Annotated in this window: 15 protein-coding genes; 4 read left to right on the top strand and 11 right to left on the bottom strand. The window is 70.2% G+C overall.

Annotated elements, in window-relative coordinates; genetic code table 11:
- Positions 1-88: 88 nt before the first annotated feature.
- Entirely contained in the window at positions 89-451 is a 363-nt protein-coding gene (locus ACFULQ_RS09075; RefSeq protein WP_383540260.1) for an ATP-binding protein, read from the bottom strand.
- 138 nt (positions 452-589) lie between these two features.
- Positions 590-1753, bottom strand: coding sequence for an adenosine deaminase (locus ACFULQ_RS09080; protein WP_383540263.1), 1164 nt, complete (start codon positions 1751-1753; stop codon positions 590-592).
- Positions 1754-1866: 113 nt separating this feature from the next.
- Here ACFULQ_RS09080 and ACFULQ_RS09085 point away from each other — a divergent pair, with 113 nt between their 5' ends.
- Positions 1867-2622 (top strand): alpha/beta hydrolase, encoded by a 756-nt coding sequence (locus tag ACFULQ_RS09085; RefSeq protein ID WP_383540266.1) that lies wholly within the window; start codon positions 1867-1869, stop codon positions 2620-2622.
- 243 nt (positions 2623-2865) lie between these two features.
- On the opposite strand, the gene ACFULQ_RS09090 is transcribed toward ACFULQ_RS09085, so the two are convergent.
- A complete protein-coding gene (locus ACFULQ_RS09090; RefSeq protein ID WP_383540268.1) occupies positions 2866-3816 on the bottom strand; it encodes a LysR substrate-binding domain-containing protein in 951 nt (316 codons plus the stop codon).
- A gap of 63 nt (positions 3817-3879) precedes the next feature.
- Between ACFULQ_RS09090 and ACFULQ_RS09095 the strand changes: the two genes are divergently transcribed.
- Positions 3880-5145 carry an MFS transporter gene (locus ACFULQ_RS09095; RefSeq protein WP_383540270.1) on the top strand — a complete coding sequence of 422 codons (1266 nt, stop codon included), beginning with the start codon at positions 3880-3882 and terminating at the stop codon, positions 5143-5145.
- A gap of 204 nt (positions 5146-5349) precedes the next feature.
- On the top strand, positions 5350-6366 hold the full coding sequence (locus ACFULQ_RS09100) for a sigma-70 family RNA polymerase sigma factor (protein WP_383540273.1): 1017 nt from the start codon (positions 5350-5352) through the stop codon (positions 6364-6366).
- On the opposite strand, the gene ACFULQ_RS09105 is transcribed toward ACFULQ_RS09100, so the two are convergent.
- The gene (locus ACFULQ_RS09105) at positions 6250-6594 is read right to left on the bottom strand and encodes an STAS domain-containing protein (RefSeq protein ID WP_383540275.1); all 345 of its coding nucleotides are present in this window, start codon (positions 6592-6594) and stop codon (positions 6250-6252) included. The two genes, ACFULQ_RS09100 and ACFULQ_RS09105, sit on opposite strands and share 117 nt — an antisense overlap.
- 188 nt (positions 6595-6782) lie before the next feature.
- Between ACFULQ_RS09105 and ACFULQ_RS09110 the strand changes: the two genes are divergently transcribed.
- Positions 6783-7706: an AEC family transporter gene (locus ACFULQ_RS09110; protein ID WP_383540278.1), complete on the top strand. Its 924-nt coding sequence runs from the start codon at positions 6783-6785 to the stop codon at positions 7704-7706.
- A gap of 1 nt (position 7707) precedes the next feature.
- Here the strand turns inward: ACFULQ_RS09110 and ACFULQ_RS09115 are convergent, their stop codons facing one another.
- The 7 genes from ACFULQ_RS09115 to ACFULQ_RS09145 all read right to left on the bottom strand — a co-directional run bounded on the left by ACFULQ_RS09115 (position 7708) and on the right by ACFULQ_RS09145 (position 15322).
- Positions 7708-8292, bottom strand: a complete 585-nt coding sequence (locus ACFULQ_RS09115) for a Uma2 family endonuclease (RefSeq protein ID WP_383540282.1) — start codon at positions 8290-8292, stop codon at positions 7708-7710.
- Between the two features lie 95 nt (positions 8293-8387).
- On the bottom strand, positions 8388-9665 hold the full coding sequence (locus tag ACFULQ_RS09120) for a thymidine phosphorylase (protein WP_383540552.1): 1278 nt from the start codon (positions 9663-9665) through the stop codon (positions 8388-8390).
- 27 nt (positions 9666-9692) lie between these two features.
- A complete protein-coding gene (locus tag ACFULQ_RS09125) occupies positions 9693-10085 on the bottom strand; it encodes a cytidine deaminase (protein WP_020141239.1) in 393 nt (130 codons plus the stop codon).
- Positions 10082-11365 (bottom strand): ABC transporter permease, encoded by a 1284-nt coding sequence (locus tag ACFULQ_RS09130; protein ID WP_383540285.1) that lies wholly within the window; start codon positions 11363-11365, stop codon positions 10082-10084. Before ACFULQ_RS09130 ends, ACFULQ_RS09125 begins: the two co-directional genes overlap by 4 nt.
- Positions 11365-12492, bottom strand: a complete 1128-nt coding sequence (locus ACFULQ_RS09135) for an ABC transporter permease (RefSeq protein WP_383540288.1) — start codon at positions 12490-12492, stop codon at positions 11365-11367. The genes ACFULQ_RS09130 and ACFULQ_RS09135 overlap by 1 nt, the downstream gene beginning before the upstream one ends.
- Positions 12489-14060 (bottom strand): ABC transporter ATP-binding protein, encoded by a 1572-nt coding sequence (locus tag ACFULQ_RS09140; protein WP_383540555.1) that lies wholly within the window; start codon positions 14058-14060, stop codon positions 12489-12491. Before ACFULQ_RS09140 ends, ACFULQ_RS09135 begins: the two co-directional genes overlap by 4 nt.
- A 200-nt stretch (positions 14061-14260) precedes the next feature.
- Positions 14261-15322, bottom strand: coding sequence for a BMP family protein (locus tag ACFULQ_RS09145; protein WP_383540292.1), 1062 nt, complete (start codon positions 15320-15322; stop codon positions 14261-14263).
- Positions 15323-15474: the final 152 nt, after the last annotated feature.

Raw genomic sequence — 15474 nt, forward strand, 5'->3', positions numbered from 1 at the left:
GTCCAGGGGTGCGCCCCACCGGCGCGTGCGAGGAGCGGCGGGCCTCAAGGACCCGCACGGTCCCGGGCCCGCCTCATGGCTCCGTGGCTCAGCCGAGCGGCAGGCCGTTCACACCGGTGCCGGCGCCGCCGCCGGGCAGGATCTTGCCGACCGGCAGACCGCCGAGGAGACCGGCGACGGGCGCGGTCGGACCGTCGGCGAGCACCCGCTCGGCGGCGGGCTGCGCGGCCGCGAGGCCCGCGCCGAGCGCCGGCTGGGCCTGCGCCAGCGCCTCACCGGCACCCGGCAGCGCCTTGGTGAGGTTCTCGGTGGGGAGCCCCTGGGAGACGGTGCCGAGCGCCTGGGAGGCGTCCGGGACCGCCGGAGCGGCGTTCGCGGCACCCGCGCCGGCCGCGGCGAAGGCGGCACCGAGGGCGGCGACACCGAGGGTCTTGGCAGCAGACTGCTTCATGAATTGCGTCCTCGAAATGGGTTTACGGGGATGTGAGCGGTCCACGACCGTAAACATGCACACCCGCCCGCCGCAAACATCGAAATGCGGACGGATTGTGAACACCCGCCCGCATTCCGTACCGGAGAATTCCCGGGATCAGCCTTCCTCCGCCACAGAACCGCTGGTGGAGGCCGTCTGCTGGAACAGCCATTCGGATTTCAGCTCGGCATATCCGGGCTTGATGACGTCATTGATCATCGCGAGTCGTTCATCGAAAGGAATGAACGCTGATTTCATCGCATTGACGGAGAACCACTGCATGTCGTCGAGCGTGTAGCCGAACGCGTCGACAAGATGCTCGAATTCCCGGCTCATGCTGGTGCCGGACATCAGGCGGTTGTCGGTGTTCACGGTCGCCCTGAAGTGCAGCCGCCGCAGCAGTCCGATCGGATGCTCGGCGTACGAGGCGGCCGCCCCGGTCTGGAGGTTGGAGCTGGGGCACAGCTCCAGCGGGATCCGCTTGTCCCGGACGTAGGAGGCGAGCCGGCCGAGCTTGACGGTGCCGTCCTCGTGGACCTGGATGTCGTCGATGATGCGCACCCCGTGCCCGAGCCGGTCGGCGCCGCACCACTGGAGGGCCTGCCAGATGGACGGCAGCCCGAAGGCCTCGCCGGCGTGGATGGTGAAGTGGTTGTTCTCGCGCTTCAGGTACTCGAAGGCGTCGAGGTGCCGGGTGGGCGGGTAGCCGGCCTCGGCGCCCGCGATGTCGAAGCCGACCACGCCCAGGTCGCGGAAGCGGTTGGCGAGTTCGGCGATCTCCAGGGCACGGGCCGCGTGCCGCATCGCGGTGAGCAGGGCGCCGACGCGGATGCGGTGGCCGGCCGCCCTGGCCCTGCGCTCGCCTTCCCGGAAGCCCTCGTTGACGGCCTCGACGACCTCTTCGAGGGTCAGGCCCTTCTCCAGGTGCTGTTCGGGGGCGTAGCGCACCTCGGCGTAGACGACGCCGTCCTCGGCGAGGTCCTCGGCGCACTCGGCGGCCACCCGCACCAGCGCCTCGCGGGTCTGCATGACGCCGACGGTGTGCGAGAAGGTCTCCAAGTACCGCTCCAGCGAACCGGAGTCGGCGGCCTCGCGGAACCAGACGCCGAGCCGGTCCGCGTCCTTCTCGGGGAGCCCGCCGTACCCGGTCTCCCGGGCGAGGTCGACGATCGTGCCGGGACGCAGCCCGCCGTCGAGGTGATCGTGCAGCAGAACCTTGGGTGCCCGGCGGATCTGGTCCGAGCTCGGGGAGTTCCCCATCCGGTCAGTCTTGCTCGTCATTTCCGCACTCTAACGCCTACGCGCGTAGATCACCCAATGTACGAATCCGTCGATACGTAACGGTGACCGCCCGGCCTCGTGTCGTACACCCGCGCTTCTGACACTGTTCTGTCATGGCACAGCAAGCGACGCCGGTTCGCAGCGCCCGACTGGGCAGGACACTCGGCCCGGAGCCGGCGGCGGTGAGCGGTGTGGTGCTGCTCCTTCCGAGCGGCGACGAAACCTCTCTGCGCAGGCCCTCCGCCATGCGACTGCCGTCCGCCGTACGGGCGTTGGGGCGGCGGCTGGCCCGCGCGGGCCAGAGGGACGGGCTGGCGGCGCACCTCGTGCACTACCGCTACCGCGGGTGGAACGGCAGCGAGGCGCATCTCGCGCACGACGCGAACTGGGCCGCGGACGAGGTCGTACGGCGTTACGGGGACGTTCCCGTGGCTCTGGTAGGTGTCGACATGGGCGGGCGGGCGGCGCTGCACGCGGGCGGTCACGAGGCCGTCAACTCCGTGGTGGCGATCGCGCCTTGGCTGCCCGAGGAGGATGTGGCGGCCTCCCCCGAACCGGTGAAGCAGCTCGTGGGGCGGCGCGTGCTCGTCGTGCACGGCACGAACGACCAACGGACGGATCCCGAACTGTCGTTCCGGCTCGCGTCCCGGGCGAAGAAGGCCAACCGGGAGGTGTGCCGCTTCGAAGTCCACTCCGACGGACACAGGTTGCACCAGTACCGCTCCGAAGTACAGGCACTGACCCAGGACTTCGTCCTGGGAGCCCTGTTCGGCCACCCACTGTCCCGGCCTGTGCGGGATGCGTTGGCCGCGCCTCCGCCACTGGGCCTGCGAATGCCGCTCGCTTCGGGCTTCGGGCGCAGGCGGTAGGCCGCGGGCCCGTCCCCTTCACGCCGTACGCGTCTGCAAGAGCGTCCGGACGCCCCACCCAGGGGCGCGGGGAACTGCGCGACCAGCCACAACGCACCCGCACCCGCCCGACAACCGGACCCGGCACATCAGTAGGCGCCCGGCCCAAGCCCAGCGCAGCGGGGGCGCGGGGAACTGCGCGACCAGCCACAACGCACCCGCACCCGCTCGACAACCGAACCCGGCACCCACGTAGGCGCTCACTCAGGGCAACAGGCTGCCCCTTCTCGACAAGAGGAACTTCTTGAAGGCTGCCACCGGTGGGGTGTCCGGGTGGCCGTCCAGCCAGGCGACGCCGATCTCGCGGGCCGCTCTCGGGGCCGTGACCGTCAGTTCCGCCACCCCCGGGCGGGGGAAGGCCGGCGGGGGCAGCAGGGCCACGCCCAGGCCGGCCGCCACCAGGCCGCGGAGCGTCTCCGCCTCCTCCCCCTCGAAGGCGATCCGCGGCTTGAAGCCGGCCTCCTGGCAGAGGTCGTCGGTGATGCGGCGGAGGCCGTAGCCGGGTTCCAGGGTGACGAAGGCCTCGTCGGCGGCCTCGGCGAGGCGGACGCGCTTGCGGGCCGCGAGAGGGTGGTCGGCGGGGACCACGAGCCGCAGCTTCTGCTCGTCGAGGCGCCGGGCGACGAGGTCCGGGGCGGCCGGGACCGGCGAGGTCAGACAGAGGTCCAGCTCGCCCGCGCGCAGGCGTTCGATCATCGCCTCGCCGTAGGTCTGGACCAGGCTGAAGCGCACCCGGGGATGGTCGGCGCGGAAGGCGCGGATCAGGCCGGGCACGGTCTCCGAGCCCATCGTGTGCAGGAACCCGAAGGCGACCTTGCCGGTGGCCGGATCGGCGTCGGCACGGACCTCGTCGGCGGCCCGCCGGATTTCGGCGAGGGCCCGTTCGACCGAGACGAGGAAGGTGCGTCCCGCGGGGGTGAGGGAGACCGTACGTCCGATGCGGGCGAACAGGTCGACCCCGAGGTCCTGCTCCAGGCGGACCATCGCACGCGAGAGCGTCGACTGGGGTACGTCCATCTCCTGGGCGGCCCGGGTCACGTGCTCGGTGCGGGCGACGCCGGCGAAGTGGGCGAGCCGTGGCGCGAGCAGCGCGACGATGTCTTCTGTGTCACTGGACGGTGACAGGTGAGCCTGTGACCTCTGCTGATGCACCATGGGAACGATTATGGCGAATCCATGCATTGGACGGATAAGAGGAGCCGTACGTAACTTCGAGGCATGCCTGCCAGTACCGAGGCGTCCATCCACCTGGGCGCCGCATCCCCCGTCTCCACCCCCGACTCCCGTCTGACCCCGGGCGGCCCCGGCTACCGCCGGATGAGCTTCGCCCTCTTCCTCGCCGGTGTCGCGACCTTCGCGCTGCTGTACTCCACACAGGCTCTTCTCCCGCTGATCTCGGGCGAGTTCGGGGTGGCGGCGAGCGAGGCGAGCTGGACGGTGGCGGCCGCGACCGGCGGACTGGCGCTGTTCGTGCTGCCGATGAGCGCCGTCTCCGAGCGCTTCGGACGCCGTACGGTCATGACGGCCTCGCTGGCCGTCGCGGTGACGGTCGGTCTCCTGGTCCCCTTCGCGCCCTCGCTGCCCGCGCTGGTGGCGCTGCGGGCGGTGCAGGGGGCGGCCCTGGCCGGGCTGCCCGCGTCCGCGACGGCGTATCTGGCCGAAGAGGTCCGCCCGAAGGCCCTGGTCACGGCGATCGGTCTGTTCGTGGCCGGCAACAGCGTCGGCGGGATGAGCGGCCGGGTCATCACGGGCTGGGTCGCGCAGGAATGGGGCTGGCGGGTGGCCGTCGGGGTCATCGGCGCGATCGCGGTGGCCTGTGCGGTGGCGTTCCGTCTGCTGCTGCCGGCGCCCCGGCACTTCAAGGCGGGCTCCCTGAAGCCGCGCGTGCTGCTCGGCACGGTCCGCGCCCACCTCTCCAACCCCCTGCTGTGCCGGCTGTACGCCATCGGCGCGCTGTTCATGACCGTCTTCGGCGGCGTCTACACGGTGATCGGCTACCGCCTGACGGAGGCGCCGTTCTCGCTCCCCCAGGGCATCATCGGCTCGATCTTCCTGGTCTACCTGGTGGGCACGGTGTCCGCGTCCACGGCGGGCCGCCTGGTCGGCCGCCTCGGCCGCCGGGGCGCGCTGTACGCGGCGGGCGGTACGACGGCGACGGGTCTGCTGCTCTCCCTCGCGGACTCCCTGCCCGTGGTGCTGCTCGGCCTGGTCCTGATCACGGGCGGCTTCTTCGCGGGCCACGCGGTCGCCTCGTCGGCGGTCAGCAAGACGGCCACCCACGGCCGCGCCCAGGCCTCGGCCCTCTACCAGTCGGCCTACTACATCGGCTCCAGCGCGGGCAGCACGGTCGGCGCACTCGCCTTCCACGCGGGCGGCTGGGCCGGGACGGTCACGGTGGGCCTCCTCGCGGTGCTCGGCGTCGTGACGATCACCGTCCTCGGAACGCGTGCGGCCCGGGTCCAGCAGCGGCTCGCGACGGCCTGAGCCGCACGTCTGACTTCCCCCTGGTCGAGGTCGGTCGGCCAGGGGGAGTCTTCTGCTCGGGTCGATCTCAGCCCTGTGCTGGCCCCAGAAGATCCCTGACCTGCACGTTCACCCACTCGGCACGCCATTGTCAGACCCCTGCGGTAGTTTCCGAGTACTGGGCGCAAAGGCGCGACACAGCACGGCCACAGGGGTGGGTGGACGATGACGGACAGCACGGCGACGACGACAGATCTCGACCTCAGGCTCGAGAAGCACCGCACCGAGCTCACGGGGTACTGCTACCGCATGCTCGGCTCCTCCTTCGAGGCCGAGGACGCGGTGCAGGACACGATGGTCCGGGCCTGGCGGAGCTACGACAAGTTCGAGGGCCGCTCCAGCCTCCGCTCCTGGCTGTACCGCATCGCGACCAATGTCTGTCTGGACATGCTGACGGCCGGCAACAAGCGCGCCCGCCCCATGGACCTCTCGGAGTCGACCCCCCTCGCCCAGGCCGCCCTCTCCCCCCGCCCGGACCACACCTGGCTGGAGCCGATGCCCGACAACCGCGTCCTGCCGACCGTCGAGGACCCGGCGGAAGCAGCCGTCGCCAAGGAGACCGTGCGGCTCGCCTTCATGGCCGCCCTCCAGAACCTGCCCCCCAAGCAGCGCGCGGTGCTGATCCTGCGCGAAGTGCTGGCCTGGAAGGCCAGCGAGGTCGCCGAGCTGCTCGACACCTCCGTCGCCTCGGTCAACAGCGCCCTCCAGCGCGCCCGCGCCACCCTCGCCGAGCGGGAGGAGCAGGGCGCCGACGCGGCCGTCTCCGACCCTCTGGACGAGGAGCAGCAGAAGCTCCTGGACCGCTATGTGAAGGCGTTCGAGGGCTATGACATGACGGCCCTGACGGCCCTCCTCCACGAGGACGCCATCATGACGATGCCGCCGTTCGACCTGTGGCTGACGGGCCACGACGACATCACGGGCTTCATGACCACCCTGGGCTCCGCCTGCGAGGGCTCCCGTCTGATCCCGGTCGAGGTCAACGGCCTGCCGGGCTTCGCCCAGTACAAGCCGGACCCCGAGAAGGGCGGCTGGACCCCCTGGTCGATCCAGGTGCTGGAGATCTCAGACGGCCGGCTCACCGGGTTCCACTTCTTCCTGGACACCCAGCGCTGGTTCCCCCTGTTCGGCGTCCCCCTCCATCTCGAAGCGGAGGCCGACGAGGTCAAGGAGGGCGTGTAGCGCGGGGTCCGGGTCGCGCAGTCTGATCCGTCCCCCGGCGCGCTTGGCGGCCAGTTGCAGCCGGGCCAGCAGGTCCACCGTGCCGAGCCCCGGCGGCCCGAGCCCGGCGACATCGCACACCACCACCCCGGCGCGGGTCGTCCGCAACAGGGCCCGGACCTCGTCGCTCAGCCCCCTCACCTCGTCCCGGGTGACGGGGCCGGTCAGCACGAGTACAGCGGGTGTCATGGCGTCCACGATCGGTAGACCGGGCGGGTGGGCCTAACTCATCGGCCGTGGCGTGAGCGCGGCCGCCTCTCGGCGCGGGAAGGATCACGTTGACCTGGGTGGCGTCTTCCCCCGAGGGTTAGCTGTATGCGCCACCCATCAGCACCTGACTGGATACCGCACGCCCTCCTCAGCCTTGGGGAGTCCCCGTGCAGGGAGTGCTGACCGGCTTCGCGGTGATCGCGGTGGTGATCGGGGTCGGCTATCTCATCGGCCTGCGCGGTTACCTCGGCGACCAGGGCCGCGAGGTCCTGACCAAGCTCGCCTTCCATGTCGCCTCCCCCGCCCTGCTGTTCACCACGCTCGCCCGGGCCGACCTGTCGGTGATCTTCTCCAGCCGCCTGCTGGTGACCGCGCTCAGCACGGCCGCGGCGGCGGGCGTCTTCGTGGCGGTGGGTGTCGTACGGGGCTGGGGGCTGGGCCGTACGACGATCGGCGCGCTGTGCTCGTCGTACGTCAACTCGGGGAACCTCGGTATCCCGATCGCGGTGTACGTCCTGGGCGACGCGTCGCTGGTGGCGCCGGTGCTGTTGTTCCAGCTGGTGGGGGTGACGCCGGTCGCGCTGACGGTCCTGGACCTGGCGTCGGGCGAGGGCGAGAAGGGTCCGCTGTGGCGGCGCCTGCTCACCCCCCTGCGCAATCCGATCGCGGTGGGCTCGCTGGCCGGCGTGGCGGTCTCGGCGGCGGGTCTGAAGGTGCCGGCCCCCGTGATGGATCCCCTGACCCTCATCGGCGGCATGTCGGTCCCGGCGGTCCTGCTCGCGTTCGGCATCTCCCTGTGCGGCAGCACGATGCCCGGCCGGGGCCCGGAACGGCAGCTCGTGCTGCTCTCGGTGGTGCTGAAGTCGGTGGGGCAGCCGGCGGCGGCGTGGGTGCTGGCGGCCGGTGTCTTCGGCCTCCACGGAGCCCAACTCCTCGACGTGGTGGTCACGTCGGCCCTCCCGGCCGCGCAGAACCTCTACACCTACGCCTCCACCTACGGCGTGGGCGAACGCCTGGCCCGGGATTCGATCCTGGTGTCGACGGTGTTGTCGGTACCGGTGCTGGTGGTCGTGGCGGCGCTGCTGGGGTGAGTCACGTCTCGGGGAACTCGCCGGTGTCGATGACGAGGTCGAAGGGCGCGGGGAGGGTGAGCAGCTCACCGAACTTGGCGACGGCTAGCGGGCGGTAGACGTCTCCCTGGGGCTCTCCGTAGAGGGTCGCTGTGGGACCTTCGGGTGCCCAGCGGTCGACGAGGAGGTAAAGGGGGATGCCGGCGGAGGCGTAGGCGGCGGGCTTGTTCACGCGGTCGTGGCGAGCGTTCTTCCTGGAGGTGACCTCAACGACGAGCTCAGCCACGGCGGCCGGCAGATAGGTGTCCGCCTCAGTGCACTCCTGGACCGGGGCGACCAGGATGTCTGGGATGAACATGCCGAGCCGCGAGGGGACGGCGATGGCCTGTGTCTGATAGACCCCCCAGTTTGCGGGGATCACGGAGTACAGGCGACGCTGGATGCGTTCCGCGATCACGTTGTGACGGGGTGCGGGAGCAGGTGACACGGTGATGATCCCCTCGATGATCTCCACCTTGCTGCCCTCGGGCCAGTCCATCTCCTCCCAGAACCGGACGAGGTCGTCCCAGCTCTGCTCGGGGTCGTGGCCCACGGTGAGTGCGCTCATCGCGGTCTCCTTCGGTTGCGTCACCGATCCCAGCATGCCGAACGGGACCGGTGGGGGTCCACCGATCCCGTTCACCCAAAAGGGGAATTACCTGGTCAGGCGATACGTTCCAGCACAACGGGCGAGGCCGTGAAGGCCGTTCCCGCCGCGCCGATGTCGTAGGAGCCCTCGATCGACTGGAGGGCGTACTCGAAGCGTTCCGGAGTGTCCGTGTGGAGGGTCAGGAGGGGCTGGCCCTCCGTCACCGTGTCGCCGGGCTTGGCGTGGAGTTCCACGCCCGCGCCCGCCTGCACCGGGTCCTCCTTGCGGGCCCGGCCCGCGCCGAGGCGCCAGGCGGCGACGCCGACGCCGTAGGCGTCGAGGCGGGTCAGGACGCCCGAGGACGGCGCCTTGACGACGTGCTGCTCACGCGCCACCGGCAGTTCCGCGTCCGCGTCGCCGCCCTGGGCCGCGATCATCCGCCGCCAGACGTCCATCGCCGAACCGTCGGCCAGCGCCTTCGCCGGGTCGGCGTCGCGGATGCCCGCCGCCGCCAGCATCTCGTGGGCCAGCGCGAGGGTGAGCTCCACGACGTCCGAGGGGCCCCCACCCGCCAGGACCTCCACCGACTCACGGACCTCCAGGGCGTTGCCGGCCGTGAGGCCGAGCGGGGTCGACATGTCCGTCAGGAGCGCGACCGTCCTGACGTCATGGTCGGTGCCCAGGCCCACCATCGTGGACGCCAGTTCCCGCGCGTCCTCGATGGTCTTCATGAAGGCGCCGGTGCCGACCTTGACGTCCAGGACCAGCGAGCCGGTGCCCTCCGCGATCTTCTTCGACATGATCGAGGAGGCGATCAGCGGGATCGCCTCGACCGTGCCGGTGACGTCCCGCAGGGCGTACAGCTTCTTGTCGGCCGGGGCCAGGCCGTCGCCCGCCGCGCAGATCACCGCGCCGGTGGTGTCGAGGACGTGCAGCATCTCCTCGTTGGACAGCAGCGCGCGCCAGCCGGGGATCGACTCCAGCTTGTCCAGCGTGCCGCCGGTGTGGCCGAGGCCCCGGCCCGAGAGCTGGGGGACGGCCGCACCGCAGGCCGCCACCAGGGGCGCGAGCGGCAGCGTGATCTTGTCGCCGACGCCGCCCGTGGAGTGCTTGTCCGCCGTGGGGCGGGACAGGGACGAGAAGTCCATCCGCTCGCCCGAAGCGATCATCGCCGCCGTCCAGCGGGCGATCTCGCCGCGGTTCATGCCGTTGAGCAGGATCGCCATCGCGAGCGCGGACATCTGCTCATCGGCGACCTCCCCGCGGGTGTACGCGTCGATGACCCAGTCGATCTCCTCGTCGCTGAGCTCGCCGCGGTCCCGCTTGGTGCGGATGACGGAGATGGCGTCCATGGCCATGCAGGGCTTTCCTTCCGGGAATTACTTGGTGAGGTGCTCCGGCCCGAAGGCCTGCGGGAGCATCTCCGACAGCGGCAGGATCCCCTCCGGGGTCTCCAGGAGGAGATCGGCGCCGCCGAACTCGTAGAGCAGCTGGCGGCAGCGGCCGCACGGGACGAGCACCTCGCCCCGGCCGTCCACGCAGGTGAAGTGCGTGAGCCGGCCGCCCCCCGTGTTCTGCAGCTCCGAGACCAGGCCGCACTCGGCGCACAGGCCGAGGCCGTAGGAGGCGTTCTCGACGTTGCAGCCGGTGATCGTACGGCCGTCGTCGACCAGGGCGGCCACGCCGACCGGGTAGCCGGAGTACGGGGCGTACGCCCGGGACATGGCGTCCCGGGCGGCCGCCCGCAGTGCCCCCCAGTCGACGCCCGTCACTTGCCCTGGCCCTTCCGGTAGCGCATGCCGTCCGCCTTGGGCATCCTGAGGCGCTGCGCGGACAGCGACAGCACCAGCAGGGTCACGACGTACGGGGTGGCACCCACGAAGTCGCTCGGCACCTCGTCGGTGACCAGGTACCAGACCAGGACGCCCGCGGCCACCAGGAGGCTGATGCCGCCCTGCCAGTGCGCCTTCTTGTACAGCTTCCACCCTGCCATCGCGATGAGCAGCACGAACAGCAGGAGCAGCAGCGCGTGGACGGTCTCGCCGCCGTTGCGCAGCTGGAGCGCGTCGGAGTAGCCGAACAGGCCCGCGCCCATGGCGAGGCCGCCGGGCCGCCAGTTGCCGAAGATCATGGCGGCGAGACCGATGTAACCGCGGCCGCCGGTCTGGCCCTCGAGGTAGCTGTGCGAGGTGACCAGCGCGAGGAAGGCGCCACCGAGGCCGGCGAGACCGCCGGAGACGGCCACGGCCATGTACTTGTACTTGTAGACGTTGACACCGAGGGACTCGGCGGCGATCGGGTTCTCACCGCAGGAGCGCAGGCGCAGACCGAACGCGGTGCGCCACAGCAGCCACCAGCTGCCGACGAACAGCGCGACCGCGAGGACCGTCACCACGGACAGGTCGGTGACCAGGCCGCCGAGGATGCCGGCGATGTCGGAGATCAGGAACCAGTGGTGGTTCTCGATGGAGTGCAGCCCGCTGGACAGGCCCGGGACGTCGAAGTTGGGCAGCGAGTCCACCGGCGGGGACTGCTTGGGGTTGCCGCCCTCCTCGGCCGCCTTGCCGTCGACGAAGAACAGCTTGGCGAGGTACTGGGTGGTGCCCAGTGCGAGGAGGTTGATCGCGACACCGGAGACGATGTGGTCGACGCCGAAGGTGACGGTCGCGACCGCGTGCAGCAGACCGCCGACGACGCCGAAGCCGACGCCGCACAGCAGGCCGAGCCAGGGGCTGGACTGCCAGCCGATCCAGCCGGCGCCGAAGGTGCCGAGGATCATCATGCCTTCGAGGCCGATGTTGACCACGCCGGAGCGCTCGGACCACAGACCGGCCAGGCCCGCGAGGCCGATCGGCACGGCGAGGCTGAGGGCGGCGGAGACCTGGCCCTCGGAGGTGAGCTGGTCGGAGCCGGAGATGACGCGGACCGCGGCGACGAGCAGCAGCGCGCCGGCGACGATCATCAGGATCTGGCCGAGCGAGCGGCCCGACCGGACGGCGGAGTCCGCCTTGGGAGCCGCGGGGGGCGGCGTGTCGGTCATCGTGGCAGTCATCACGCCACCTCCTGCTTCTGGGTCGGGGTGGCGGCCTGGGCGGCGAGCTCGGCGCCGACCCGCTGCTGCTGACGCTTGAGCCCGTAGCGGCGTACGACCTCGTAGGCGATGACGACGCACAGGACGATGACGCCCTGGATCACGCCGAGGATCTCCTTGTCGTAGCCCTCGAACTCCAGGTGGTTGGTGGTGCGCTCCAGGAAGCCCCACAGCAGGGCGCCGAGCGCGATGCCGACCGGGTTGTTGCGGCCGAGCAGGGCGATGGCGATACCGGTGAAGCCGATGCCGACGGGGAAGTCGTTGCTGAACTGGTGGCTGTCGTTGAGCAGGGTCGGCATGCCGATCAGGCCGGCGATGGCGCCGGAGATGAGCATGCTGGTCGCGACCATCTTCTTCACGGAGACACCGCTCGCGGCGGCGGCGGACTCGGACTGGCCGACGGTGCGCAGGTCGAAGCCGAACCGGGTGCGGCCGAGCACGAACCAGTACCCGATGCCGACGAGCACGGCGATCACGATGAAGCCCCACAGCTCGCCCGCCGCGCCGGTGTCGATCTGGAAGAAGTACGACGACTCCGGCAGCGGCTTGGTGGAGACGACGGTGCCGCCGGCCTGGAGCTCGGCGAGCTTTCCGGGCTGGAGGAGGTAGGCGATGATCGCGGTGGCGATCGCGTTGAGCATGATCGTCGAGATGACCTCGCTCACGCCGCGGGTCACCTTCAGCACGCCCGCGATGCCCGCCCACACGGCGCCGGTGCCCATGGCGCACAGGATGATCAGCGGGATGGAGATCCAGCCCGGCGTGGTCAGCGCGCCACCGAGGACGGCGGCGAAGAACGCGGCGATGCGGTACTGGCCGTCGACGCCGATGTTGAACAGGTTCATCCGGAAGCCGATGGCCACCGCGACGCCCGCGAGGTAGTACGTGGTCGCCTTGTTGAGGATGTAGACCTGGCTGTCGCTGGCGGAGCCGTAGGTCAGCATGTCGCTGAAGGCGGCTCCCGGGTTCTTGCCGGTGGCGAGGATCACCAGGGTGGTGACGACGAGCGCGGCGACGACCGCGAGCAGCGGGGCCGCGATGCCGAGGAGCAGCCGCTCCTTGTCGATGCGTTGGGTCAGCTTGTTCATCGGGCGTCGTCCTCGTCGTCCTCGGCGGAGACCGCTGCGGAGTCCCCTGTGGAGCCCTCTGCGTGCTCCAGGTGGCCGGTGGCCGCGCCGGTCATGGCGGAGCCCAGCTCCTCGGGGGTGATGGTGGCGGGGTCGGCGTCGGCGACCAGTCGGCCGCGGTACATCACCCGCAGGGTGTCGGACAGCCCGATGAGCTCGTCCAGGTCGGCGGAGATCAGCAGCACGGCCAGGCCCTCGCGGCGGGCCTCGCGGATGTGGTCCCAGATCGCGGCCTGCGCGCCGACGTCCACACCGCGGGTGGGGTGGGCGGCGATGAGCAGCTTGGGTGCGTGGCTCATCTCCCGGCCGACGATCAGCTTCTGCTGGTTGCCGCCGGACAGCGAGCCGGCGGTGACGTCGATGCCGGGGGTGCGGACGTCGTACGCCTGGATGATGCGCTCGGTGTCGGTGCGGGCGCCCTTGATGTCCAGGAGCTGGCCGCGGGAGTTGGGCTTCTCGGTGACATGGCCGAGGATGCGGTTCTCCCACAGCGGGGCCTCGAGGAGCAGGCCGTGGCGGTGGCGGTCCTCGGGGATGTAGCCGACGCCGGCCTCGCGGCGGTGGCGGGTGGGGACGTGGGAGATGTCGGTGCCGTCGAGGGTGACGGTGCCGGAGTCGGGGTCGCGGATGCCCATGATGGCCTCGACCAGCTCGGACTGGCCGTTGCCCTCCACGCCGGCGATGCCGAGGACCTCGCCCTTGTGGATGGTGAAGGAGATGTCGTCGAGGATGATCCGCTCGACGCCGTCGAGGTCGGTCTGGGCCAGGCGCAGGCCGTCCAGCTTGAGCAGCGCCACGTCGGTGACCGTGGACTCCTCGGTCTCCGGGGTGGGCAGTTCGCTGCCGACCATCAGCTCGGCGAGCTGCTTGGAGGTGGTGCCGGCGGGCTCCACGGTGCCGACGGTGGTGCCGCGGCGGATGACGGTGATCTCGTCGGCCACCGACAGGACTTCGCCGAGCTTGTGGGAGATGAAGATGACGGTGAGGCCCTCGGCCTTGAGCTCGCGCAGGTTGTCGAAGAGCGCGTCGACCTCCTGGGGCACGAGGACGGCGGTGGGCTCGTCGAGGATCAGGGTCTTGGCGCCGCGGTAGAGGACCTTGAGGATCTCCACGCGCTGGCGGTCGGCGACGCCGAGCTCTTCGAGGAGGACGTCGGGGCGGACGTTCAGGCTGTACGCGTCGGAGATCTCCCGGATCTTCGCGCGGGCCTTGGCGCCGATGCCGTACAGCTTCTCAGCGCCCAGGACGACGTTCTCCAGGACGGTGAGGTTGTCGGCGAGCATGAAGTGCTGGTGCACCATGCCGATGCCGCGGCCGATGGCGTCGGCGGGGGTGTGGAAGGTGACCGTCTCGCCGTTCACCGTGATGGTGCCCTCGTCCGGCTGCTGCATGCCGTAGAGGATCTTCATCAGGGTGGACTTGCCGGCACCGTTCTCACCGCACAAGGCGTGCACGGTGCCCGTGCGGACGGTGATGTCGATGTCCTTGTTGGCGACGACGCCGGGGAATCGCTTGGTGATGCCGCGCAGTTCGACGGCAGCGGGAGGGCTGGACGCGTTGATGGCGCACTCTCCTCGGGGAAAAGGGGCTGCGTAGGGGAGGGCAGGCGTCGGCGACGCTAGCGCGGCAACTCCATGCTACACGCGTAGAGTTGACACATTGTTATGGCTCGACGAGGGGGTTGTCGAGGCCCCCTCGTCGAGCCCGGGTTCCGGCGGGAACCGTCAGGTCAGCTGGTCTTGACCGTGATGGTGCCGTCGACGATCTTCTTCTTCGCCTCGTCCAGCTTGGGCTGGATGTCGTCGATGAAGCCACCGCTGGTGGAGAGGCCCACACCGCCCTTGGCGAGCGAGTAGAGCTGGTTGCCGGTCAGCGGCTTGCCGTCGTGGACGGACTTGATGAAGTCGTAGACGCCGACGTCGACGTTCTTGACCATCGAGGTCAGGATCGAGTTCTTGAACTTGGACAGACCCGGGATGTTGTACTGGTCCGAGTCCACGCCGATGGCCCAGGCGCCCTTGACGCCGGAGACGGCCTCGATCGAGCCGTTGCCGGAGGAGCCGGCCGCGGCGTAGATCACGTCGACGCCGTTGTCGAGCATGCCGGACGCGGCCTCCTTGCCCTTGGCGGGGTCGGCGAAGCCGGAGAAGTCCGAGCCGTGGGTCAGGTACTGGACGTCGACCTTGACCTTGGGGTTGGTGTCCTTGACGCCCTGGGCGTAGCCCGCCTCGAACTTCTTGATCAGCGGGGTGTCCACGCCGCCGATGAAGCCGACGTGGTCCTTCTTGGTCTTCAGCGCCGCGGCGACACCGGCGAGGTAGGAACCCTGCTCCTCGGTGAAGGTGATGCTGTCGACGTTCGTGGCCTTCGCGACCGAGTCGATGAGACCGAAGCTGACCTTCGGGTACTTGGGGGCGACCTTGTCGATCGAGGTGGCGTAGGAGAAGCCGACGGCCACGATCGGGTTGTAGCCGGCGTCCGCCAGGTCGGTCAGGCGCTGCTCGCGGTCGGCCTCGGTGTCGGAGCTCTTGGCGGTCAGCTCCTTGAGGGAGCCGCCGAACTCCTTCGAGGCCTTGTCGGCACCGCGCGCGGCGGAGTCGTTGAAGGAGCGGTCGCCACGGCCGCCGACGTCGTAGGCGAGACCGATCTTGATGCCGCCCTTGCCACCGTCAGACGACGAGGAGGAGGACGAGCTGTCGTTCTCGGAGGAGGTGCTGCCACACGCGGTGGCAGTCAGTGCGAGAGCTGCGGTCGCGATACACGCAGCGGAAAGCTTGGCTACCCGGCGCACGGGAGGCTCCTTCACCTGACCTGAGCGCCTTGTCGGCGCTTCATGTGAGCACCATGCCAGTGCTCGGGCCCGGACGCCCCTGCGGCGTCGGCTTCGCGGCATCGTAACGCGCGTAGATGTCGGAAACAGACCTCTTCCGAAGCCGTTATCGA

It is taken from the genome of Streptomyces sp. NPDC057253 (assembly GCF_042669125.1).
Taxonomy (GTDB): Bacteria; Actinomycetota; Actinomycetes; order Streptomycetales; family Streptomycetaceae; genus Streptomyces.